General features: G+C 64.2%; 22 protein-coding genes. 7 read left to right on the top strand and 15 right to left on the bottom strand.

The genetic code is table 11. The annotated features are described in order from the left end of the window. Positions 1-2 precede the first annotated feature (2 nt). From HUTA_RS07000 to ahaH, 3 genes are all read right to left on the bottom strand, one after another. A complete protein-coding gene (locus tag HUTA_RS07000; protein ID WP_015789183.1) occupies positions 3-209 on the bottom strand; it encodes a hypothetical protein in 207 nt (68 codons plus the stop codon). 306 nt (positions 210-515) lie between these two features. Next, positions 516-2,696, bottom strand: a complete 2,181-nt coding sequence (locus HUTA_RS06995) for a V-type ATP synthase subunit I (RefSeq protein WP_015789182.1) — start codon at positions 2,694-2,696, stop codon at positions 516-518. Beyond that, positions 2,683-3,015, bottom strand: a complete 333-nt coding sequence (gene ahaH / locus HUTA_RS06990; protein WP_015789181.1) for an ATP synthase archaeal subunit H — start codon at positions 3,013-3,015, stop codon at positions 2,683-2,685. Before ahaH ends, HUTA_RS06995 begins: the two co-directional genes overlap by 14 nt. A 115-nt stretch (positions 3,016-3,130) precedes the next feature. Here ahaH and HUTA_RS06985 point away from each other — a divergent pair, with 115 nt between their 5' ends. Then, positions 3,131-3,748 carry a methyltransferase domain-containing protein gene (locus HUTA_RS06985; protein WP_015789180.1) on the top strand — a complete coding sequence of 206 codons (618 nt, stop codon included), beginning with the start codon at positions 3,131-3,133 and terminating at the stop codon, positions 3,746-3,748. Positions 3,749-3,760: 12 nt separating this feature from the next. On the opposite strand, the gene HUTA_RS06980 is transcribed toward HUTA_RS06985, so the two are convergent. Further along, a complete protein-coding gene (locus HUTA_RS06980; RefSeq protein ID WP_015789179.1) occupies positions 3,761-4,225 on the bottom strand; it encodes a DUF7266 family protein in 465 nt (154 codons plus the stop codon). Between the two features lie 61 nt (positions 4,226-4,286). Beyond that, a complete protein-coding gene (locus HUTA_RS06975; RefSeq protein WP_015789178.1) occupies positions 4,287-5,513 on the bottom strand; it encodes a DUF7094 domain-containing protein in 1,227 nt (408 codons plus the stop codon). Between the two features lie 159 nt (positions 5,514-5,672). Between HUTA_RS06975 and HUTA_RS06970 the strand changes: the two genes are divergently transcribed. Further along, positions 5,673-7,007: a helix-turn-helix transcriptional regulator gene (locus HUTA_RS06970; protein ID WP_015789177.1), complete on the top strand. Its 1,335-nt coding sequence runs from the start codon at positions 5,673-5,675 to the stop codon at positions 7,005-7,007. Between the two features lie 78 nt (positions 7,008-7,085). After that, positions 7,086-7,928, top strand: a complete 843-nt coding sequence (locus tag HUTA_RS06965) for a polyprenyl synthetase family protein (RefSeq protein WP_015789176.1) — start codon at positions 7,086-7,088, stop codon at positions 7,926-7,928. Between the two features lie 27 nt (positions 7,929-7,955). Here the strand turns inward: HUTA_RS06965 and HUTA_RS06960 are convergent, their stop codons facing one another. Continuing rightward, positions 7,956-9,308: an FAD-dependent oxidoreductase gene (locus HUTA_RS06960; RefSeq protein WP_015789175.1), complete on the bottom strand. Its 1,353-nt coding sequence runs from the start codon at positions 9,306-9,308 to the stop codon at positions 7,956-7,958. 299 nt (positions 9,309-9,607) lie between these two features. Between HUTA_RS06960 and HUTA_RS06955 the strand changes: the two genes are divergently transcribed. Further along, entirely contained in the window at positions 9,608-11,251 is a 1,644-nt protein-coding gene (locus tag HUTA_RS06955) for a glutamate synthase-related protein (RefSeq protein ID WP_015789174.1), read from the top strand. A 15-nt stretch (positions 11,252-11,266) separates the two neighbouring features. On the opposite strand, the gene HUTA_RS06950 is transcribed toward HUTA_RS06955, so the two are convergent. From HUTA_RS06950 to HUTA_RS06925, 6 genes are all read right to left on the bottom strand, one after another. Continuing rightward, positions 11,267-11,560 (bottom strand): hypothetical protein, encoded by a 294-nt coding sequence (locus tag HUTA_RS06950; RefSeq protein WP_015789173.1) that lies wholly within the window; start codon positions 11,558-11,560, stop codon positions 11,267-11,269. Between the two features lie 79 nt (positions 11,561-11,639). Continuing rightward, on the bottom strand, positions 11,640-12,206 hold the full coding sequence (locus HUTA_RS06945) for a DUF1684 domain-containing protein (protein WP_015789172.1): 567 nt from the start codon (positions 12,204-12,206) through the stop codon (positions 11,640-11,642). A gap of 109 nt (positions 12,207-12,315) precedes the next feature. After that, complete coding sequence (locus tag HUTA_RS06940) at positions 12,316-13,563, bottom strand: ABC transporter permease (RefSeq protein ID WP_015789171.1); 1,248 nt, start codon at positions 13,561-13,563, stop codon at positions 12,316-12,318. Then, positions 13,560-14,276 (bottom strand): ABC transporter ATP-binding protein, encoded by a 717-nt coding sequence (locus tag HUTA_RS06935; RefSeq protein ID WP_015789170.1) that lies wholly within the window; start codon positions 14,274-14,276, stop codon positions 13,560-13,562. The genes HUTA_RS06940 and HUTA_RS06935 overlap by 4 nt, the downstream gene beginning before the upstream one ends. An 86-nt stretch (positions 14,277-14,362) precedes the next feature. Next, the gene (locus HUTA_RS06930) at positions 14,363-14,692 is read right to left on the bottom strand and encodes a hypothetical protein (RefSeq protein WP_015789169.1); all 330 of its coding nucleotides are present in this window, start codon (positions 14,690-14,692) and stop codon (positions 14,363-14,365) included. Between the two features lie 28 nt (positions 14,693-14,720). Further along, on the bottom strand, positions 14,721-15,695 hold the full coding sequence (locus HUTA_RS06925; RefSeq protein ID WP_015789168.1) for an aldo/keto reductase: 975 nt from the start codon (positions 15,693-15,695) through the stop codon (positions 14,721-14,723). A gap of 158 nt (positions 15,696-15,853) precedes the next feature. Here HUTA_RS06925 and HUTA_RS06920 point away from each other — a divergent pair, with 158 nt between their 5' ends. Next, on the top strand, positions 15,854-16,312 hold the full coding sequence (locus HUTA_RS06920; RefSeq protein WP_015789167.1) for an Hsp20/alpha crystallin family protein: 459 nt from the start codon (positions 15,854-15,856) through the stop codon (positions 16,310-16,312). 40 nt (positions 16,313-16,352) lie between these two features. On the opposite strand, the gene HUTA_RS06915 is transcribed toward HUTA_RS06920, so the two are convergent. Further along, the gene (locus tag HUTA_RS06915; protein WP_015789166.1) at positions 16,353-18,521 is read right to left on the bottom strand and encodes an ATP-dependent DNA helicase; all 2,169 of its coding nucleotides are present in this window, start codon (positions 18,519-18,521) and stop codon (positions 16,353-16,355) included. A gap of 133 nt (positions 18,522-18,654) precedes the next feature. Here HUTA_RS06915 and HUTA_RS06910 point away from each other — a divergent pair, with 133 nt between their 5' ends. Together HUTA_RS06910 and HUTA_RS06905 are read left to right on the top strand one after the other, a co-directional pair. Next, entirely contained in the window at positions 18,655-19,056 is a 402-nt protein-coding gene (locus tag HUTA_RS06910; RefSeq protein ID WP_015789165.1) for a hypothetical protein, read from the top strand. 220 nt (positions 19,057-19,276) lie between these two features. Beyond that, positions 19,277-19,678: a hypothetical protein gene (locus tag HUTA_RS06905; protein ID WP_015789164.1), complete on the top strand. Its 402-nt coding sequence runs from the start codon at positions 19,277-19,279 to the stop codon at positions 19,676-19,678. Positions 19,679-20,070: 392 nt separating this feature from the next. Here the strand turns inward: HUTA_RS06905 and hisE are convergent, their stop codons facing one another. Next, complete coding sequence (gene hisE / locus HUTA_RS06900; RefSeq protein ID WP_015789163.1) at positions 20,071-20,364, bottom strand: phosphoribosyl-ATP diphosphatase; 294 nt, start codon at positions 20,362-20,364, stop codon at positions 20,071-20,073. Positions 20,365-20,437: 73 nt separating this feature from the next. After that, positions 20,438-21,988 carry a TrkH family potassium uptake protein gene (locus tag HUTA_RS06895; RefSeq protein WP_015789162.1) on the bottom strand — a complete coding sequence of 517 codons (1,551 nt, stop codon included), beginning with the start codon at positions 21,986-21,988 and terminating at the stop codon, positions 20,438-20,440. Positions 21,989-21,999: the final 11 nt, after the last annotated feature.

The raw sequence follows: 21,999 nt of genomic DNA, 5'->3' as shown, positions 1-21,999 counted from the left end.
GATTACAGCGTCAGGAACACGACGACCAGTGCCAGGATGACGAGCGTCTCCGGGAGGACGGTCAGGATCAGCACCTGTCCGAACAGACTGTCGTCCTCGGCGAGCGCGCCGACGGCCGCCGATCCGATGCCTCGCTCGGCATACCCCGCTGCGAGTGCCGCAAAGCCGACGCCAAGTGCCGCAGCCGAAAGCGGTTCGAGAACGACCATGTTCAGTACCCCTCCGTGAACCGGCCAGCTAGTTCGGAACGCGATACGGTGTCACCGTCGGTCGACAGTAGTGTTTCACTCATGGGTTTGCGAATAGCTCCTGTTCGGTTCAGGAACATTGGTTTTCGAGCATCTGGGATTCAGATCACAACCATCATAAAGCTTCTCAAAGCAGTCGAGTGGCCAGACACTCGGGTGGTCGAATTCGGCCGGCTGATGGGGGTTAGACGCGAACGAAGGTTCGCGGCAAAAATCACAACCTTCCGCGGGTGGCCCACTCCCCAGCCGAACGCCTCCGCGGCTCGCTCAATCCGCAGCCGTGTACTCGCGCTCGTGCCCGAACGGCCGATACGCCGTCCCGCCGCCCTCGTAGAACTTCCCGAAGAACTCCACGTATTCGAGACGGACGGCCTGGAGGCCGGCCGAGGAGACGCCGAGCACCAGCACGACCAGGTGGCCGGCCACCAGGACGACGATGCCGGCGATCCAGCCAAGCGCGATCATCACGGGCTCGCTCCCGTTGACCAGACCCGCGAAGACGACGTAGTCGGGATTGGGCGCGCCCTCCATGAAGAAGATGAAGTGAAACTCACCGTTGTGCAGCGTCGCACCGAACACCAGCAGGTTGACGACCAGCGCCATGCCGGCTTTCGCCAGCAGGACGGCCGCCAGCCGGGTGTAGGACACCACGTGACCGAACGCCTGCGTGATGCTCTCGACCAGGGCGATCCCGCCCTCGGCGTAGATCGCCAGCGCGAACCCGACGACAGCCAACACCAGTCCGACCGTCCCGACGGTCGGCGAGAACCCGGTGAACCCGAGCGGGATGGCCGCCGCCTCGCCGCTGCCGAAGGCACTGAACATGAAGTCGGGCTTGGGGCCACTGGCCTGCGTGCTGAACACCCACAGCCAGAGCCCGGCGGTGAGCATGATCCAGGAGCCGCTCTCGGCGAAGGCCTCCCACAGCCCGTGGTGGAGATTGTTCGCGAAGTCGATGACCCGGCCGACGATCAGGTGGAGTACGCCGGCGACGAGACTCGCCACCAGCCACGCCTGGGCGAAGGCGACGTAGTGGGGCTGGAGGCCCTTGTGGATCGGCGGGTGGCCGTTCCAGACGATCTCGCCGAGCTGGTGGAGCCCGAAGATCTCGCCGTACAGCACGCCAAAGACGGCAGTGAAGCCGCCGGCCCACATGCCGACGCCACCGAGACTCTTCAGTGTCGGATTGTCCAGTCGGCTCCAGATGCCATACCCCGCGATGAAGTACAGGACTCCGTACCCGAGGTCGCCGATCATGAACCCGAAGAACAGTGGGAACGAGAGAAACAGCGCGAGCGTCGGGTCGAGCTCGCTGTACTTCGGCCGGTTGATGACCTCGACCAGCGACTCGAAGGGCTTGATCCCGCCGGGATTGTCCTGGACGACGGGCGGGTGTCCCTCGCTCATCGTGAGCGGGCCGACAGTCTGGCCGCCGTCCGCGGCGACCTCCTCGGCCGACTCGTCCGCCTCTTGCCCACCAGCGCCCTCGACCGGCTCTCGCTCGGTGGGATGGCCCTCGTCATCGTAGTCGGCGCGCTCGAGCTCGTCGATCTCGAGATGATCGCCGACAGCCGACCGGAGTTCCGACTCGAAGCGGTCGACGTCCTCTGTCGGGATCCAGCCCTCGGCGACGAAGGCGTTGTCCGTCGTCGCGAACGTCAGCGGCGCTTCCCGCTTTTGGACCTCGACGGTGAGTTTCTCCTCGGCCGCCAGCAGGAACCCGCCCACGTCGAGTTTGAGTTCCTCGAACTCGTTTTCGACCGTCGAGAGCCGCGAGTTGAGTTGCTGGCGGCGATGTCGTAGTTCGCTGAGATACGTCTCGGGATCCCCGTCGCCGTCGGGAACCTCGACGGCCGCGAAGTCGGTCCCGACGAGTGCGTCTTCGAGCGCCTCGTCGTCGGCCGGATAGGCGAACGCCGCGAGCGTCGTGCCCTCGCCGAACACCTCGGTGGCGTCGAAGGCGTCGGCCGATTCGAGCGCCGCTTCGACACTGTCCGGATCCCCGTTGCCGACGGCGACCGACAGCGAGTCGTACCCGGCGAGCAGATCCAGGTCGATGCCGAGGTCGACGAAGAACTCCATTCGCTCGATGTCCTCCGCGACGTCCCGGATGTCGTTTCGGAGCGCGTCGCGCCGGTCGTCGAGTTCGTTGACTTCCTGGCGGATCTCCTCGAGGTCCGATTCGAGGGCTTCGTCGGTCACCAGCCGGGTCGGGCCGGCGTCCTCGGGTTCGACCCCGAGCGTCGATTCGAGCGCCCGGACCGTCACGAGCTTGTCCGAGGCGTCGTCGGCCCCGTCGGTCGGGTCGCCAGGGTCGAACCCCTCGAAGGAACCGTCGTACTCCGTGATGTGGAGGACATCGAGGTCGTGGACGGTCTCGATGACGTCGGTCATCACGCGCTTTGCGCCGGCGACCGAGACCCGGCTCATCCGCTCAGGTCTGAGCATGTACCTCCTCCGCGAAGGCCTCGAGGACGTCGTCGACGACGTCGTCGACGCGGTCCTCGGCCTGGGATTCGAGTCGCTCCCGTTGTTCGGTTCCGTCCTCGAGGATCGCCTCGCGTTCGGCATCGATCTCCTCGCGCGCGTCTGCGAGTCGCTCCTCTGCTAACTCGTCTGCGTCTGTGTGGGCCTGCTCACGGATCTCCTCGGCCCGTTCGCGCGCCTCCTCGAGGCGCTGTTCACGCTCCTCTTCGGCCTCGGCGACGATTTCGTCAGCTTCCCGCTCGGCCTCCTTGATGCGGTCGAGAACCTCGGGCCTGGGCATTTGTCAATCGTGATTTGCGACACCGCCTATATGGGCGTTGCGAAGTACTCACGCGCTCGCGGCAACCCCTGCCTGATCCGGGGAGTTATGCCGACGAAGGTCCAATACGCCCACGATGGGCATCCTCGAAGACAAGTCGCGGGCACGGCTGTTTTATAAGTACCTCTCGCGGGTCTACGACCGCGTAAACCCCTTCATCTGGAACGAACGGATGCGCACCGAGGCACTGGACCTCCTCGACATCGACGCCGACGATCGCGTCCTCGACGTCGGGTGTGGAACCGGGTTCGGGACCGAAGGCATTCTCGAACACACCGACGACGTCTACGGGCTCGATCAGAGTCCCCACCAGCTCGAGAAAGCCACGACGAAACTCGGTGACGATCCCGTCCAGTTCTGTTTCGGTGATGCCGAACGCCTGCCGTTCGCGGACGATTCTTTCGACGTGGTCTGGTCATCGGGGTCGATCGAATATTGGCCCAACCCTGTCAGTGCACTCCGGGAGTGTCGCCGCGTCGCCCGACCCGGCGGGCAGGTGCTCGTCGTCGGCCCGAACTACCCGCGGTCGTCAATCTTCCAGAAACTCGCGGACGCGATCATGCTGTTTTACGACGCCGAGGACGCCGACCGGATGTTCGCCGAGGCTGGCTTCGACGATGTCGAACACGTCACCATGGGGCCGGGCTACAATCCGGAGATCGCGATCACGACTGTCGCGCGCGTCCCGGCCTGATCGACTCACCGGCTACGCTGCGGTCGTTTCGAGTCTGGCGAGTACGGTGTCCGCCTCTGAGACGGTGACCGTCACGCGCACGTCTTCTGTGAGTAGTGGGTCGTTCGTCGTGGCGAGTTCGAGGGTCGCGGTCTCGCCGGCAGTCCACTCGCCCGTCGACCTGCTGTTGAACGGGCCGGTCGGGCCGCTCACGAACCCCGTCGCCGCGAAGAACGGGACCGGCGGCTGGTCGTCGAGAGGCGTTCCGTCGACGGTGATCGCCACGTCGATCGTCGAGACGTCGATCGGGTCACCGCCCTCGTGCGTGAGTGCGATCGTGTTCCCCGCCGCGTCGGCATTCGCCGAGAGTCGAACTGTCGTCCCGCGGTCGGGCGTGGCCGTCCCGAGTACCATGGTCCCGACGGTCGCCCCGAACAGCACGGTCAGGGCCACCATCAGGATGACGCCGACGACGGGGGAGACGGCACGGTCAGCCATCGCGATGGGCTGGTCGCGGGATCGTATATAAACCTGCGACCCGCAGGACAGGCGGAGTCACTCACGAACCGACTGTGACTGCCACCGTCGTTCCATCAGGGCGACGAGCCGTGATAGTCCGTGTTTCGTCCGTTTCGAGGAGCCAGAGCCGACTTCCGATCGTCGATCGGTTCCGTGTCGCGGTCTCGACGGTGATCTCGGCGATCACTCGCTTGCCGGTCGTTGCGTTCCGTACCGTGACCGCGCTGGGTCCGACTGCGGTCGCATTCACTTCCAGCAGGACTCCGTCGGTCGTGTTCGCCGCGACTGTCCCCGTGGGCAGACTCGATAACTGCAGCTGTTGAACCTCATAGAAGACGTTCGTCGTCCGGCCGTCGAGATACGTCTGGAGGTCGCCGTGGCTGTGGGTGAGTTCGACGGCGTAGACCGTCGACTCGCCGAAGCCGGTGACACTCAGCCCCGAGACCAGGTTCTCGACGGCCCACGGATACGCGCCCTGGACCTGCTGGTAAGCTCTCGAAAGTGGGGCCGTGTCTCCCTGCTCGAACTGGTTGGCTCCGGAATCGAGACGCTCGCTCCAGAGCGTCGCCTCACGCAGGAACGTTCCGCCGTCGATTGCCGTGAGGACGGCACCCGACTCGCTACTGATGACGCCGATCGATCGTGGGGGTGCGATCCCTCGGAGACTTGCTGTGAGTCGCGCTGTGATCGGCCCCTGCAACGTGATAACTTCGCCATCGATGGCGGCTAGGGTTGCCGTGGCGTCGTCGGAGAGTGAGACCACCGAGGACTCCTGAACGACTGTTTCGAGGACAGCGACCTGTTGGTTGATCTCCTCGGACGCGATCCGAATCCGGGCAAGCTCACGGAACAGTTCGGAACTGGTCATCTCGTCCCGGGTGAAAGACTGGATTGCAGTCTGGCGTTGATCTCGTAGCGTCATTGCTCGCGCTTCGAGGCGATCGAGCGTCGCGTCGATGACTGCGGACTTTGCGGACTCGTTCCGGGCGGACTCGAAGGCGCTCCTGAACTGTCCTGTTTGGAGGGTCGATTGCAGCCGTTCCTGTTGGCCGGACAGCGCGCTCGACAGATCTGCTGTGGCGGACTCGCCGGTCGCCGCCCCGTCCGGGACGGTGAGCCGTCCGACGGTATCGTTCTCGGTCGTCACTGCGTGGGGGGTGCCCGGATCGTCGCCGGCTGTCGCGGCCAGTGCGGAACCGGCCCCGAAGATAGCCACGACGACGAGGAGGGTCGAGAGGAGCGTGACGATAGACGGGGGCCTGCGCATCGGCGAAGTGTTGGAGAGGCAAACACAAAAAGCCATCTACCTCCGGTTATGACGTGCGTCTGACGACCTGAGACGCGCCGATATCTTTCATCCCCGCCGCTAACGTTTTATTTGTGGATGGAAAGCGTTTTGCACCCGGCACGTCGAGACCGAAACGACATGTCCCCGTCTGTGCGAGTCGTCGCCGCACTCCTCGCCCTCCTGACGATCTTCGGGGGTAGTGCTGTCGTCGTCGCCCAACCGGGTGGTCCCGCCAGCGGCTCGATGGCAGACGTTTCGACCGCCGAGACGCTCAACGCCTCGACCACGATCTGGATCGAACTCGGTGAAGGGGGTGACGCTCACTGGAACGTGTCGATGGTCGCCACGCTGCCCGACCAGGCGGCAGTTGATTCCTTCCGGGACCTCGCCACGTCCTTCCGGGCAAACGAGAGTGACGTCCTGCCGACGGCGACGTTCCGCCGGTACGTCCGACTCGCGGACAACTCGACCAGTCGAGACATGCAACTGACCGACGTGGAACGCAACGCCACGCTGGGAAACGGGACTGGGCGTCTCGAACTATCATTCACCTGGGAGAAATTCGGCCGACGTGACGGATCGACGGTCCACGTTGCAGCGGCGTTCACCGGGCCCGACGGCCTGTGGCTCAAGGGGCTGACTGCCGATCAACAGCTCGTCGTTGCCGTCCCCGAGTCTTTCGACATCACGAGCGCGCCCAAGGGGTACACGAATCGGACGATACGGTGGGACGGACCGACGACGTTCCAACCAGCCGACTTCGAGATCACCTACGACGTCAACCCCACCCCGCCGGACACGCCCACCCGGACGGCCGGGCCGACGACACCCACGGCGACCCCGACGCCGACCACGCCGACGACTGAGCCGACCACGTCGACCGAGACGACGGTGACAGGCCCGTCTCAGGGTGGTGGAATATCCCCGGTGGCGATCATCGTCGCCCTGGTCGCCGTGATTGCGGGCGGCGTGTATCTCTCCCGTCATGGCGATCTGCTCCCGTCGAGTTCAGCTGCCGATGACGACGGAGCGACGGCCCGGACGGACGGTGACGACCAGCCGGACGGTTCGCCGCCCGGCGACTCGGGTACCACCGCTGAGTCCGGTGAGGATACAGCCACTGAGTCCGGCGGGGATACAGCCACTGAGTCCGGCGGGGATGCAACCACTGAGGCCGGCGGGGATACAGCCACTGAGTCCGGCGGGGATGTTGACTCGGAGACGAGTGGGACCGAGGACGACCAGCCGCCGCTCGATGGGGAGTTGCTGAGCGACGAGGAGTACGTCGAGGCGCTCATCGACCGGAACGGCGGCCGGATGAAACAGGCGAACATCGTCACCGAGACCGGGTGGTCGAACGCGAAAGTCTCGCAGTTGCTTTCGGCGATGGCCGAGGCGGGCCGCGTCGAGAAACTCCGCATCGGTCGGGAAAACCTGATTTCGCTCCCGGACGATGACGGTGACGGCGACTGATTCGTCGACGCCGATCGGCGGCGTCGACAGCCATCCGCGGTCGTCACGTACTTGTCTCACCGACACCTAGAACGCCCGATGGAGTACCTGGAGCGACGGCGGGACCTCATCGAAACCCGACTCGAAGACGTCCTGGCGTCGGTCGACCCGGCCGAACTGTCGAGCGAACTCGAAAACGTCGTCCTGGCGGGCGGCAAGCGGGTTCGACCGACCGTGTCGTTGCTGGTCTGTGAAGCCGTCGGCGCGGAACCGGAGGACGCCGTCGACTTCGCGGTCGGCGTCGAACTCGTCCACAACGCGTCGCTGGTCGTCGACGACATCATCGACGAGTCCGACCGCCGGCGTGACTCACCCAGTGCCTGGTCGGCCTTTGGCCACGGGCCGGCACTCATCGCCAGTGACGGCCTGATCGGCGAGGCGTTCGCCCTGTTCTCGACCGACGAGCGTGCGATGCGAGCCGTTTCCGAGGCGATGGTCGAACTCGGCGAGGGCGAAGCCACCGAACTCGCCGCGATGCCCGACTCCGAGGACGCCTACCGACAACTCGCCCGACGAAAGACCGGCGCGCTGTTTCGGGCCGCGGCCGAACTCGGCGCGATTGCGGCCGACGCCGACGCACGCACGGTCGAGGCGTTCGGGCAGTACGCCGAACAGGTCGGCATTGCCTTCCAGATCCGTGACGACGTCCTCGACGCGACGGGTGACGCCGAACAACTCGGGAAGCCCGCCGGCCACGACGCCGAAATGGACCGTCCATCGATCGTCCAGGTCACCGATCTTTCGCCGGCGGAGGCCACCGAACGTGCTCGCAGTGAGGCCGACGCCGCCCTCGACCAACTGGAGACCGTCCCGGTCGAAAACGAACAGGCGGTCGAGTATCTCCGTGACCTGGCGAACTTCGTCGTCGAACGCGAGCGGTGAACGCTGGCCGGCGTGAGCCCCACGGTCTCAGTCGAGTTTCCCGTTGAGAACCTTCGCCGCCGTGAGTATCGGATCCCAGGTCGGCCCAAAGGGCGGCGCGTACGAGAGATCGAGATATTCGACGTCCTCGACGGTCAGGTCGGACTGGATCGCCGTCGCGATGGGGTCGATCCGCTTGGCGACGCCCTCGTGCCCGACGATGCTCGCTCCCAGGACGCGGCCCGACTCGGCGTCGCCGACCAGCGTGACCTCGATCTCCGAGCCGCCGGGGTAGTAGTGGGCCCGCGAGGCTGACGTGATCGTCACCGACACGGGGTCGAAACCGGCGTCACGGAGTTCCTCCTCGTCCAGCATCCCCGTCCGGGCGACGGCAAGATCGAACGCCTTGAGCACGGCCGTCCCGGCGATGTCGCCGACCGGCGTCGGGTCGCCGCCGACCGTCGCGCCGACGGCGCGCCCGGCCCGGTTGGCCGTCAGCGCCAGCGGGACGTGGGCTGGCTCGTCCGTCACGGCGTGGGTCATCTCCGCGCAATCGCCCGCCGCGTAGACGGCGTCGTCGCTGGTCCGGCCGTACGCGTCGGTGGCGATCGCGCCCGTCGGTCCCAGGTCGATCCCCGCTTGTTCGGCCAGTTCGACGTTCGGGTCGACGCCGGCCGCGACCAGCACTGCGTCCACCTCGACCGCGCCATCGTCGGTGACGATCCGCTCGACGGCGTTCTTGCCTTCCAGGGCCTGTACGCGCGTGCTCGTCCGCACGTCGACACCGTTGTCTTCGAGTTCGCCTGCGACGGTCTCGGCGGCCGACGCGCCGAACGGCGGGAGGACGTGGTCGCGCATCTCGAACAACGTCACGTCGATGCTCCGGCCCCGGAATGCCTCGGCCATCTCGATGCCGATGTATCCACCGCCGATGATGCCGAAGCGGTCGTACGCGCCGGTCTCGATAGCCTCCTTGAGCGTTCGCCCTGCGTTCATCTCCTGGAGGGTGAAGACGTTCTCGGCGTCCAGGCCATCGATCGGTGGTTCAAGCGCGCCTGCGCCGGTCGCGATCAGCATATCGTCGTAGCCGATCCCGTATTCCTCACCAGCGTCGGTCTCGACCGTGACTTCCTTTCGGCTCCGGTCGATCCCGATCGCTTCGTGACCGGTCCGGAGGTCGATGTTCCGCTCCTCCCGGAAGCGATCGGCCGGGATCGCGATGAGATCGTCGAGAGAGTCGATCTCCCCCTTGACGTAGTATGGAAGGCCACAGGCCCCGTAGGACACCCATTCGCTCCGTTCGAGGACGACGACCTCGCGGTCCGGATCCTCCCGCTTGGCCTTGCTGGCCGCGCTCATCCCCGCCGCGTCGCCGCCGATGACGAGAAATCGCTCGGACATAGGGAAGCTTTGACGCCGACTCCGTAAAGAATTGTGGTGGCCGCACAACTCCGGGGTATCTCCTCAGTGTGGATTATCACGCTCCAACCCACTGAACTGTCCTGCGGCGAGATTGGATTGACGTATATCCGGTTTTCACACCCAGAAATACCAAAGACGGCGTTTTGACTGTCTATCGGCGGCGCTCCAGGCAACCTACCGAGACAGTATGGATGATTGGCCAATTTTGGGTGGTAAAACGAGGGAACCAGCAACAAATACCGGATAATTTATAAGCAGAGGTTCACAAACAGCAAAATATGCCGGAATACGAGTCACGGGACGACGTACTGGACACCAGCAACCGCGGGGACCCGGCCGAGTCGGGACTCTGTACGCTGTGTACGTCCGACTGTGTCGGGAAGTGTGAGACGTGGCAGTCGTCGCTTCGCGGCCGCGAGATGCTCTATCCCCGTCGATACGGGGACATCACGGCGGGCGCACGAAACGCGACGCCCGAGGGTGTGAGCTACGAGTCACTCCGTATCCAGGGGTACGCACACGGCGCGGAGGGCCTTCCCGAGGATGTCTCGGCCGATCCCGACGACGCCCTCTATACGAACGTCGACCTCGAGACCGAGTTCGGGGCCGAACGGACGACCAAGTGCAAAATGCCCCTGATGACCGGTGCGCTCGGCTCGACGTTCATCGCCGAGAAGTACTGGGAGTCCTTCGCGGTGGGCGCGGCCCTGCGCGGGTTCCCGATCGTGATCGGCGAGAACGTCGTCGCCGTCGACCAGGAATCGACGATGGCGGACGGCCGCGTCGTCGACGCGCCGGAACTCGATCGCCGCATCGAGACATATCAGGAGTACGCTGACGACGAATACGGGGCGATCATCGTCCAGATGAACGTCGAGGACCAGCGAAACGGCGTCGCCGAGTACGTCGCCGAGGAGCACGGTAACGACGTCATCATCGAACTCAAGTGGGGCCAGGGCGCGAAAGACATCGGCGGCGAGATCCAGGTCGACTCCATCGAGTACGCCCAGTTCCTCGCCGACCGGGACTACGTCGTCGATCCCGATCCCTACGACGAGGCGGTCCAGGACGCCTACGAGGCCGGGAACATCGAGAGCTTCGCCCGCCACAGTCGTCTGGGCGCGACCAGCGCACCCGAACCCGAAGACGTCAAAGCCGGCTTCCTCGAGACCGTCGAGTACCTCCGGGAACTCGGCTTCGAGCGGATCACGCTCAAGACCGGCGCGTACGCCAACAAGGATCTCGCGCTGGCGATGCGGTGTGCCAGCGAGGCGGACCTCGATCTCCTCACCATCGACGGGGCCGGTGGCGGCACGGGCATGTCCCCCTGGAACATGATGAACGAGTGGGGCACGCCGTCGGTCCACCTCCACAGCAAGGCCCTCGAATACGCCGAACTGATGGACGAGGAGGGATTGACCGTGCCCGACCTGGCCTTCGCCGGCGGAATCGCCACCGAGGACCAGATCTTCAAGGCGCTCGCGATCGGTTCGCCGTACGTCAAGCTGGTCTGTATGGGTCGGGCGCTGATGATCCCCGGGTTCGTCGGGACGAACATCGAGGGCGCGCTCGAACCCGAGCGTCGCGAGGCGATCAACGGCAACTGGGAGGAACTGCCCCCCACGGTCACCGAATACGGCGACAGCCCCGAGGAAATCTTCGCCGGCTGGCAGGACGTCCAGGACGAACTTGAGGCGCGTGACGTCGCGGACATCCCCTACGGCGCAGTCGCGCTGTGGAACCTCACCGACAAGCTCGGTGCCGGGCTCAAACAGCTCATGGCCGGGGCCCGGACGTTCAACATCGACGCGCTCGAACGCGACGACCTCATGGCTGCAAACGAAGAGACCGCCCGCGTCACCGATCTGCCGCTGTTGACCGAAGCCTACGACGGGGAAGCCAAAGCGATCCTTACCGAGTAGGGGCCGAGCGAGGGGTCACTCCCAGGGCGCGTCCGGGCCCCCCTGTTCCGGCGGTTCGTCGTGGTCGATCGGTTCGTCCTCCCGGTTCGGCAGTTCCCGTTCGTCGATCTCTTGCGTTTGCTCGTCGAACGGCGGGAGTTTGTCCTCCATTACAAGCCGGTAGTAGATCGTCCAGAGGACGCCCAGCACTAGCGAGAACAGTCCGAGGTCCGTGGTCGTCATGTCGTAGGTGAGGGCGATGTACCCGCCCGAAAGCACGACGCCCCAGTTGTACACGAAGACGGTAAGGTCGCTACGGTCGAGGTCCATGCACGGTACTGACAGGACTGCCTTCAAATGCGTGTCGGTCCCTTCAGCAGGCTCAGACGGTCAGGACCGTCTTCGCCGATCAGTGATCGGTATCGTGACCGATGGTCTCGCCCGGATACGCCTTTTCGCCGGCCTCGACCCGGATGTCGAGCCAGTTTTCCATCGGAATCAGCGGACACTCGTAGGCTTCGTTGTACGCACACGTCGGGTTGTACGCCAGGTTGAGATCGAGTATCCAGGTTTCGTCGCCCGTCTGATGCCGGTCGGGTTCGAGGTCGAGATACCGCCCGGCCCCGTAGGTCTCCTCGCCACAGGTCTTATCGCGGAACGGGACCCACAAGCGCTCCTCGCCCGACGCCGGCTTGTACGCCTGTAGCGTCACGTCTTGGCCTGCTATCTCGACGGAAAACTCCCCCCAGCGGACGTATTCCTGACTCCCGTCGGCGGTCGTCTCGACGGTCACCGACTCCTTGTCGTCGTGTTCGTCCAGGGACAGTTCGTACCGATAGTCGGGGTCGACCGCGAAAAAGTCCAGCCCGGCGAACTCAGCGTGTTGCGGGATGGGTGATCGGGGATGTTCGGCGAAATACGTCTCTTTCTCGTCTCGCTGCTCGCGGATCCGCTCGGCGTAGTCCTGATCTGTCATCGTTCGAGGGTTGGACGGGGGGACACATAACAGTATTGCGTACCCTCGACAACACCGATGCTGTCGTGCGATGTCCGGTCGTGGCCAGATGCAGGAACTGGTCGCCACGCTACTGCTGGAGGCGACTCAGCCACCGACCGACGCGGCCGGAACTGCCCGTGACCAGCCGGTCGGAGTTGAACACGCGGATCGCCAGCCAGATCATGCCGACGGCGAAGATCGCCTGGTAGACGATCCCGCCGAAGACCATCGCCGTGTCGTTCAACAGCAGTCGCTTGGGGGCGATCGCGGGGTGGGTGAATGGGATCGCGAGCAGTACTGCCCGGAGCGGCAGCGAGAGCTGGGCGACGTCAGTGAACATCGTCGCGAGCATCGGGACCACCGCCAGAATCGAGATGGGGAACAGCAGCATCTGGGCCCCCTGGCGGTCGCCGGCGAACACGCCCAGGATGAGCGCCAGCGCCAGGACGCCGACCAGCGAGAGGAACAACGAGACGCCGACGATCGCGTAGTCGACGATTCCCAGGCTCAGCGCCGCACTCGCTCCGCCGTCGGTGAACGACGACTGGTAGTAGTAGATGGAGACGGTGTACAGCGCTGCGCCGAGCAACCCGATCGAGGCACTGCCGATCAGCTTCGCGGCGACGATCGTCGAGCGCTTGACCGGCATCGTCAGCAGGGTTTCGAGGGTCTTGTTCTCCTTTTCGCCACCCATCGAGTTGATCACCATCTGGCCCGAGAAGAGGATGACGAACATGATGACGACGGGGATGAAGATGAACTGCGTGGCGAAGCTCCCCGAGAGTGCACCGGGTGACGTCCCGTTGAGGGTCTTGTCCTGCAGGTAGGTCGTGTGCTCGGACTGGATCGGATTGAGCATCGCCGGGGTCGTGCCGGTGACGTTCAGCGTCAGGACGGTCCCCGCTCGCCCGATCTGTTGGTCGATCTGTGCCGAGGAGGTGATCCCCGAGAGGCTGAGCGAGCGAACGACTGAATGGACGTTGACGCTGCCGGCCGTCCGCTGTTGGATCCGTTCGGTGAAGCCGTCGGGAATGACGATCAGGGCGTCTCCACCCGCTTCGGAAACGGTTTCCATCGCCGTTGCGGGATCACCTGACTCGGCGTAGTAGACGACTGAGGCATTGTGTGAGATCGACGCGTTGACGAGATCGCCGTACTCCCCGCCGTCCTCGTTGATGATCCCGATCGACGGTTGTTCGCCGGCGCTGTCTTCGATCCCGCCGATCCCTTGCCCCATCGCGACGAAGATGATGGGGATCATCAGGATCGGCAGGAGATACCGCGGTCGGAGTAACTCCCGGGTCTCCTTCCAGAGGAGTCGCCAGAACTGATTCATGCGACCGCCTCCAGGAAGGCCTCCTCCAAGTTTTCGGCGTCGTAGCGCTCGATGATCTCCTCTGGCGGGCCTTCGGCCACGATCTCGCCCTCGTTGAGCAGCCCGATCCGGTCACACAGATACTGGACTTCGAGCATGTTGTGACTCGAAAGCAGGACGCTCCGGTTCGCGCCGGGGAAATCCTTGATGATGTCCCGGATCGCCCGGGCGTTTTCGACGTCCAGCCCCGAGGTTGGCTCGTCCAAGATCGCCAGGTCGGGTTCGGTCATGATTGTACTCGCCAGCAAGAGCTTGCGGGTCATCCCCTTGGAGTACTCGCTGGTCTTGCTCTCGATCCGGTCGGCCAGATCGGCGATTTCGACGCCCCGCTCGACGGTCGCGTCGGGATCGCCGTCGTAGAAGTCCGCCACAAATTCCAGGTACTGTCGGCCGGAGAGGTTGTCGTAGGACCCGGCGTCCTCGGGGAGATACCGGATGCGCTTGCGGACCTCGTTGGGTTCGGCCTCGACGTCGGCACCGAAGACGGTCACGTCGCCGTCGCCGACAGTCAACAGCGTCGAGAGCGTCCGGAGGGTCGTGGTTTTGCCCGCGCCGTTCGGCCCGACGAGCCCGTAGATCTCGCCGGGCTCGACGGTAAAGGAGACGCCGCGGAGGGCCTGTACGTCGCCGTATCGTTTCTCCAAGGCGGAGACCGTCACCGCTGGTTCTGCCATCGCTCGGTACGTTACACCAATACCAGATGATGATTTCGGTTTCCTCAGGTGCCGCCGGTTGTGGCACGCGGCAGGGAGAAAACGAGTCAGACCACGTCCGGTCGCACGCGAAATCGCTGGTAGCCGCCGTGAGAGAGTTCGAGCGCCCCGAGCCACCAGTTCCAGCGTTCGATCAGATCGGAGTCCTCGGGTGCGTCACGCAGGTTGTCGACGACGATTTCGACGGTCAGCGGCCCCTCGAAGTCGGCTGCGTACTGCGCGGAGTCACCAAGATCAGTCGCCTGGCGGGCGACGATCCGGGCGATTTCCGACTCGGCGTCGAAGGTCTCGACCAGTTGGGATTCGAGTTGCGTCCGGTCCACACCGGCGGTTTGCCGAGCGGGGACTTGAAAATCTCGAAGTTCGGCCGCTCCCATCACCGGAACCGTTCAGCACGTCGAGGCGTCACTCGTGGCCGACGATCGGCTGTGGCTCGTAGGGGGCTTCGAGGTACTCGACGTCAGAATCCGAGAGGTCGATCTCCATGGCTTCGACGGCATCCTCCAAGTGCTCGACGCTGGTCGTACCGACGATCGGTGCGGTGACGTACTCGTTTTGATACTGCCAGGCCAGCGCGATCTGGGCCATCGTCACGCCGTAATCGTCGGCGAGTTCCTCGACGCGCTCGTTGATCTCGCGACCGCCGCCGCGAGTGTACTCGTCGGTCGGGTTGTGGAAGTTCTCGGGATCGCCACGCGCGGTCGATTCGAGTTCGTCGATCGGGCGCGTCAGGAAGCCCTGGCCCAGCGGCCCCCACGGGATGACGCCCATGTCCTCTTTCTCGGTGAGGGGGAGCATTTCGCGTTCCTCCTCGCGATACGCCAGGTGATAGTGGTTCTGCATCGTCTCGTAACTCACGAGGTCCTCGCGCTCGCTGGTCCGGAGTCGATCGGAGAGCTGGTGGGCGAACATCGAGGAGGTGCCGACGTGGCGAACCTTGCCGGCGCGAACGGCATCGGAAAGCGCCCGCAAGGTCGTCTCCGGCGGGGTGTTCGGATCGACCCGGTGGGTCTGATACAGGTCGATCGTGTCCATGCCGAGCCGATCCAGGGACGCGTCGAGTTCCTGCTGGATCGTCTTTCGGGAGAGCCCCGAGGCGTTGGGCGTATCCTCGCCGACCGGGAAGCGGACCTTCGTGGCGACGACCTGCTCGTCCCGGTCGTACTCCGAAAGGACGTCCCCCAAGATCTCCTCGCTCTCGCCCGCTGAGTAGGCGTTTGCGGTGTCGAAGAAGTTCACGCCCAGATCGATCGCCCGCTCGATAATCTCGCGGCTTTCCTCTTTCCCGAGCATCCAGGGCTCCTCGCTGCCGAAGCTCATGGCCCCGAGACAGAGCTGACTGACCTCCATCCCCGTCGAGCCGAGTGTGGTGTATTCCATGCCCTCTGGAATATGAGCGGGCAGTTCAAATGGATTATGCCTGTTGAACTGTCTCTTCGCACGTTTCGGCGAGATCTGTTGTCATCTCCTGACGCTGTCGAACATACGACACTCGAAGTGAACGTTAAGTCCGCCGGCGACGTACTGTCGGTGAGACGATGCCTTCGAAACCCAACCCCTTCGACGAGATCGAGCGGATGTTCGACCGGATGAGCGACCAGTTCGAGGCCCTGGATCCGACAGAGGTCGCCGGCGCGGTCACCGGTTCGGCCGGCGGGATCGCCGTCGACGTCGTCGACGAGGGCGACCGGTTCGTCCTCACGGCCGACGTGCCGGGCTACGACAGCGACGACATCGACGTGACACTGCCTGACCCGACGACGGTGCGAATCAGTGCCGAGCGCACCGACGCGACCGAATCCGAGCACAGCGATCCCGATGACGGCGTGTTTATCCGACGCGAGCGTCGCCGGACGGCGACGAGCCGGGCGGTCTCGCTGCCCGAACCAGTCGACGAAGACGGCACGGCGGCGAGCTATCAGCACGGGGTTCTCACGGTCGAACTCCCGAAGGAGCAACCCGACGCCGGTGACTCTCGGACGATCCCGATCGAGTGATCCCGGACTGTCGAAACCGTCTGGATCCAGTCTCTCCGCGTCAGGGAGCCGGTGGATCGCCGTCGTAGGCGTCCATGTCGGCGTAGAAGTTGAGCAATCCGAACTTGAGTTTGTCCGGATCGACGTCGATCATCTCGCCGCGCTCGACCGGCGGGAAGGTGCCCCGGACGGCGTACTCCGGGGACTCGATCTCGGCTTTTTCGGTGTAGCGCCGATCGACCAGTACCCGCGCACCGAAGTCATCGGGCGAGCGGACGACCCGTCCCATCGCCTGGCGCGTCTTGCGGATCGTCGGGATCTCGACGGCGTAGCGCCACCCGGCCTCCTCGGCGTCGAAGGCCGCGTCGTAGGCGTCCTGGACGGCATCCATCCGGTCGTCGAGGTAGGGATACGGGACGCCGACGACAAGGACCGTCCGGGCGTCGTCACCGTCGTAACTCACGCCCTCGCCGAGGGTGCCCCACAGCGACGTAAAGAGGACGCCGTCGTCGCCGTCGGTGAAGGTCTCGCGCAGTTCTTGGGCGCGTGTGCCCGGTTCGTCAAGATATTTCGTCGCCTCGACGTCGACCCGATCGTGGTAGCGCTCGGCCTCCGCATAGCTGGGGAAAAACGCGAGCGTGTTCCCGGGCGTCAATCGGACGGCGTCCTCGACGACACTCGCGACGGTGTCCTGGAGTTCGGGGTCGTCCCGCCGGCTGGCGAACAGCGACGGGACATCGACGGTGTAAGTCCGACGGCGCTCCTCGGGGAACTGTGGGCCGTAGGCCATCGTCTCCGGTTCCTTGAGGCCCAGGACGTCCTCGGTCACGTCGAAGGGGCGTAGGGTTGCGCTCATCAGCACCGAGGCGTAGAGATCGTCGAACAGTGTCCGCGTCACGCGTTCGGGGATGGCGGTATAGAGTTCGGCCCTGCCGTAAAGATCGCCGTCCCCGTCCTCCCGCCGGACACTGACGACTGGATACAGGCCGGTCTGCTCGCCGTCTTCGAACCACCCGTCGAAAAAGGTGGCCGCCTGGAGGGTGGGACACTCCTTGCGGACACTCGTTTCGCCGTCCTTGTAGGCCTCGTCGTACTGCTGGTCGAGCGCCTGCCCGAGCGCGACGGCTTCCTCTAAGTCCTCGTGGACGCCTTGTCCGGTGTAATTTTGCAGGATCGAGAGCGTGAGGTCGTCCCGGCGGTCGTCGTTGTCGATCGCGAGGTCGGTCCAGTCTTCCTCGACCGTCTCGCGCTCGCCGAACCCGAGCGCGTCGTCGTAGGTCTCCCGGAGTGCGGTCAGGATCGTCTCGAGGACGTTTCCCGCCGGGCCGGCGCGGGGATCGTCGACTTCCCCGAGTTCATCGAGTGCACGTTCGAGCGTCGGTTCGGCCAGCGTCCGGCGGGCGTGTTCGCGGGCTGCGTCCTCGACGTTGTGGGCCTCGTCGAAGACGGCGATCACGTCCTCGGGATCCCGGCCGAGCCACCGGAAGAACTGCTCGCGGATGAACGGATCCAGCAGGTGATGGTAGTTACAGATGACCAGATCGACGCCGTCGATCCCCTCTTTCAAGAGTTCGTACCCACAGAGCCCCTGGCGTTCGGCGTACTCATAGACCTGATCGGGCGTGCGAACGTCGTCGTACAGCCACGCGTAGAACTCGTCGGTATCGGTCGTGAGATTCCGATAGTAGTGGTCACAGGTCGCCTGCTCCTCTTTGAGCGTCTCGATCTCCTCGGCGACCGCGTCGAGTTCGTCCATGACCGCTGAGCGTGCTTCGGCAGCCTCGCTGTCCCCTTCTTGACTCGCGTCCAGAAGTTCGCGCTGGCGACGCTCCAGCTCGGCCTGTTCGGCTTCGCTGTCGACGAGATCGCGGGTCGTCTCCCGCAACGCTTGACACTCCTCGTAGCCCACGTCGATGTGACACATCGAGCCTTTCCCGCGGAAGACGGCCGCGCGGATCGGCTCTTGTTCCGTGATCTGGCGCGCGTCCGCCACGAACTGACGCATCTGCTGGTGGACGTTGGTCGTGATCACGACTGTCTTGTCCGTCCGGCGGGCGAACTCCAGGGCCGGCGTCAGGGCCGCGAGGGTCTTGCCCGTCCCTGTCGCCCCCTCAAGCAAGACGTCCGATCCATCTTCGAGTGCGTCCCCGATGCCCTCGATGGCCTCACGCTGGTGGTCGTATGGCTCCTCGTAGGGGAAGAACCGTGCGTAGTCGGGATCGGACGCCACGGGCAGTGCTTGGTCGCTGGGGGCCAAAAGCGTTCGCTCAATGGTTTCCGGTTGATCCTATTCGGCCAGTCCGATTATCAGCCAAGATACTCCCGCCCGAACGCTTATTGAAGCACTCTGGGAACTGTCGACTATGGCTACAGAAGTGGTTGAAGAAGCGGACTGGTACCGGATCGAATACGACGACGACATTGACGCGCTCATCCACACCTGGACGATGTTTTCGAGCGGCGAGCAGTTCCGGAAAGGTGCGAACGCGCTGTACGAGGCCCTCAAAGCGTACGACGTCTCGAAGGAGATCATCGACACCCGGGAGGTCAAGGCACACGACGAGGAGGACAAGCAGTGGCTCCAGGAGGAGTGGATCCCGAAGATGGTTGATGCCGGCATGGAGTACTCCGCGAACGTGCACCGCGAGAGCGTCATCGCCGAGATGGACATGCAGGAGACCGTTGATCCACTCGAAGACCTCCCGTTCGAGAACATGATGACCGACGACATGGCCGAAGCCCGCGAGTGGATCGCCGAGCAGTAGTCAGATCCACCCGCGTGACCTCGCCCATGGATCGCCCCTTCTCGATGAGTCTACTCCGTGTGAAGGTCGGGACGCGTTCGACCGGGTGGTCTTCTCCTTGGGATACGCAACCGGCAGGTGAATCGATATTCTTCGGACGTATCGGGTGAGATATCACCCGAATATCAGATACGATATTTTGGGGGGTGGATTTAATACTTGAATATAGGATGGTTAGATTATGTCGGTAGAGACACTCAGAGATGAGGATACGCACACGATCGAATACGACGATGAACTGAATGCACTCATCCACACCTGGAACACGTTTTCGAGCGGTGAGACGTTCCGTGAGGGTGCCAACGAGTTGCTTTCCGTCTTTACGGAGCGCGACGTTTCGAAACTGATCATCGACACGACCGAAGTCAAAGCCCACGACGAGGAGGACAAGCAGTGGCTGCAGGAAGTCTGGCTCCCCAACATGATCGATGTTGGTCTCGCCGCCTCCGTCAACGTTCACCGAGAAAGTGTCATCGCGGAGATGGACATGCAGGAGACTGTCGATCCGCTCGAAGACGAACCGTTCGAGAACTTCATGACCGACGACATGGACGAAGCCCGCGAGTGGCTCGCCGAGCAGTAGACTGGCCACCGTTTACTCCTCGGGGTCGCAAGCGACCCGCTCGTCGCAAAAGCTGTCTTGGCAAGCGAAGCGAGTTGGTTCGAGAGAGCGAAGCTCTCTCGTCATCCCGAAAATCTCCGATTTTCGGTGACAAGGCTCGGTAGAGCTTGCTCTACCGGTGGACCAAAAACTTCCTGCTCGCAAGCAAGGCGAGCGAGCAGCGAAACGGCGCTTCGCGCCGTACGATCACCGTCTTTCCCGCAACGCGGCCCGCAAGTCCTCCAGATCCATATCGCTTCCACCTTTTACTCCTCGGGGTCGCTTGCGACCCACTCGTCGCAAAAGCTGGACCAAAAACTTCCTGCTCGCAAGCAAGGCGAGCGAGCAGCGAAACGGCGCTTCGCGCCGTACGATCACCGTCTTTCCCGCAACGCCGCTCGCAAGTCCTCCAGATCCATATCCTTCATCGCGAGCAGCACCAACAAGTGATAGACGATGTCGGCACTCTCGTGGGCGATCTCCTCACGGTCGTCGTCCTTGGCCGCAAGCAATAACTCGGTCGACTCCTCGCCCAACTTCTCCAGAACGGCGTTCTCACCTTTCTCGTGGGTGAACAGCGATGCGGTGTAGGAGTCCTCGGGCAAATTCTCCTTGCGGTCCTCGATCACCGCGAACAGTTCGTCGAGTATCGCCTCGTCGTCGGTCATGCCCGAGTTCACGCGGGGCTGGCCCCTAAGCGCGTCGAAGCGGCCGTCGGGTCAGCACAACCACTCCACTCGTTCAACTCCGCCAGAACGACGGCGTGAAGATCACCAGCACCGAGAGCACCTCCAGGCGGCCGATCCACATCAGGAACGTCATGTAGAGCTTCCCGAGGTCGGAGAATTGCAGAAAGCTGTCCATCGGGCCGACGTCACCAAACCCGGGACCGACGTTGCCAAGCGTCGCGATGGCGACGCTCATCGCGTCCAGCCCCGACAGCGTCACCGCGGGCGTCCGGAGGCTGTCCAGATACAACAGGACCGTCGAGACGACGAAGATCCCGAGAAACAGCGCGATGAACGCGAAGACGTCCCGGACGGTCTCGTCGTCGACGATCTCCTTGCCAAGCCGGATCGGCCGGACTGCCTCGGGGTGAATCGACGTGAACAGCGACCGGTCGATCCCCTTCGTGACCAACACCCACCGGACGATCTTGATCGAGCCGGCGGCCGAGCCCGCCGACCCGCCGAGGAAGTACGCGAACAGCAGGGTCGTTTGGGCGACGGGGTGCCAGGTGTTGACGTCCATGCTGGCGTAGCCGGTGGTCGTCACGACGGCGATCGCCTGGAACAGCCCCTGCCGGAGGGAGTTCTCGACGTTGCCGACGATCGTCCCGACGTTTTCGGGCGTCCCGCTGAGCCCGACGCCGGCGAACAGCAGCGCCGAGATGAGGGCTCCCACCCCGGCGGCGGCGAGCAGGTACGACCGGAACTCGGTGTTGTCGATCAGTTCCCGCGGATCGCCACGGAGGACGTACCAGAACAGCGCGAAGTTGGTCCCGGCGACGAGCATGAACACCATCACCGCCCACTGGACGGCGGGGACGAACGCCTCCATGCTCCTGGCTTCCGGCGAGAACCCGCCGGTCGGCAGCGTCGTCAGTGCGTGGGCGACCGCGTTGTAGAGGCCCATGTTGGGGGCGATCCCCGCGACGTTGAGCCCGTAGTAGACGAGCGCCGCGAGGACGGTGAACCCGGCGTAGATCCCCCACAGCGCCCGGGCCGTCACCTGGATCCGTGGCGTCAGCTTCTCCAGGGAGAGGCCGGGCGCTTCCTGGTCGATAACCTGCGCGCCACCGACCGACAGTTCGGGGAGGATCGCGACCATCAGGACGAGGATACCCATGCCGCCGAGCCACTGGGTGAGCTGTCGCCACAGCATCATGGCGTGGCCGTGGCGATCGACCGAGATCTTTTCGAGGACGGTCGCGCCGGTCGTGGTGAAGCCACTCATGCTCTCGAAGAGGGCGTTGACGGGGCCCGCAACCGATCCCGTCCCCGCGACGAGATAGGGGATCGTTCCCGCGAGCGGGACGACGAGCCACGCGAGACTCACCAGCAGGAACGCCTCGCGATTGCCGAGGTCTCCCCCTGAGTCGACCGCTTCGAGTAGCCCGCCGCCCAGTACCATGACGACGCACGCGACGACGAACGGAAGGGGATCCTCGCCGTAGAACAGCGACAGGACGAACGGGAACGCCGGGGTGATGCCGATGAACTTCAGAACGGTCCCGACATAGGCGACGCTCACCCGGTAATCGACGTACGTGCGGGCCGACGCGGTTACCATCGGATGTTCGA

Source organism: Halorhabdus utahensis DSM 12940 (assembly GCF_000023945.1).
Lineage (GTDB): Archaea > Halobacteriota > Halobacteria > Halobacteriales > Haloarculaceae > Halorhabdus > Halorhabdus utahensis.
Note: the sequence above shows the minus strand (reverse complement) of the source record. Positions and strands in the feature narration are given on the sequence as shown.

Coding starts and splice junctions, on each gene's coding strand:
- HUTA_RS06980 (WP_015789179.1), bottom strand. CDS start 4,225: ATGGCTGACCGTGCCGTCTCCCCCGTCGTCGGCGTCATCCTGATGGTG.
- ahaH (WP_015789181.1), bottom strand. CDS start 3,015: ATGCCCAGGCCCGAGGTTCTCGACCGCATCAAGGAGGCCGAGCGGGAA.
- HUTA_RS06905 (WP_015789164.1), top strand. CDS start 19,277: ATGTCGGTAGAGACACTCAGAGATGAGGATACGCACACGATCGAATAC.
- HUTA_RS06960 (WP_015789175.1), bottom strand. CDS start 9,308: ATGTCCGAGCGATTTCTCGTCATCGGCGGCGACGCGGCGGGGATGAGC.
- HUTA_RS06950 (WP_015789173.1), bottom strand. CDS start 11,560: ATGGACCTCGACCGTAGCGACCTTACCGTCTTCGTGTACAACTGGGGC.
- HUTA_RS06925 (WP_015789168.1), bottom strand. CDS start 15,695: ATGGAATACACCACACTCGGCTCGACGGGGATGGAGGTCAGTCAGCTC.
- HUTA_RS06970 (WP_015789177.1), top strand. CDS start 5,673: ATGTCCCCGTCTGTGCGAGTCGTCGCCGCACTCCTCGCCCTCCTGACG.
- HUTA_RS06895 (WP_015789162.1), bottom strand. CDS start 21,988: ATGGTAACCGCGTCGGCCCGCACGTACGTCGATTACCGGGTGAGCGTC.
- HUTA_RS06995 (WP_015789182.1), bottom strand. CDS start 2,696: ATGCTCAGACCTGAGCGGATGAGCCGGGTCTCGGTCGCCGGCGCAAAG.
- HUTA_RS06945 (WP_015789172.1), bottom strand. CDS start 12,206: ATGACAGATCAGGACTACGCCGAGCGGATCCGCGAGCAGCGAGACGAG.
- hisE (WP_015789163.1), bottom strand. CDS start 20,364: ATGACCGACGACGAGGCGATACTCGACGAACTGTTCGCGGTGATCGAG.
- HUTA_RS06910 (WP_015789165.1), top strand. CDS start 18,655: ATGGCTACAGAAGTGGTTGAAGAAGCGGACTGGTACCGGATCGAATAC.
- HUTA_RS06935 (WP_015789170.1), bottom strand. CDS start 14,276: ATGGCAGAACCAGCGGTGACGGTCTCCGCCTTGGAGAAACGATACGGC.
- HUTA_RS06930 (WP_015789169.1), bottom strand. CDS start 14,692: ATGGGAGCGGCCGAACTTCGAGATTTTCAAGTCCCCGCTCGGCAAACC.
- HUTA_RS06955 (WP_015789174.1), top strand. CDS start 9,608: ATGCCGGAATACGAGTCACGGGACGACGTACTGGACACCAGCAACCGC.
- HUTA_RS06985 (WP_015789180.1), top strand. CDS start 3,131: ATGGGCATCCTCGAAGACAAGTCGCGGGCACGGCTGTTTTATAAGTAC.
- HUTA_RS06920 (WP_015789167.1), top strand. CDS start 15,854: ATGCCTTCGAAACCCAACCCCTTCGACGAGATCGAGCGGATGTTCGAC.
- HUTA_RS07000 (WP_015789183.1), bottom strand. CDS start 209: ATGGTCGTTCTCGAACCGCTTTCGGCTGCGGCACTTGGCGTCGGCTTT.
- HUTA_RS06975 (WP_015789178.1), bottom strand. CDS start 5,513: ATGCGCAGGCCCCCGTCTATCGTCACGCTCCTCTCGACCCTCCTCGTC.
- HUTA_RS06965 (WP_015789176.1), top strand. CDS start 7,086: ATGGAGTACCTGGAGCGACGGCGGGACCTCATCGAAACCCGACTCGAA.
- HUTA_RS06940 (WP_015789171.1), bottom strand. CDS start 13,563: ATGAATCAGTTCTGGCGACTCCTCTGGAAGGAGACCCGGGAGTTACTC.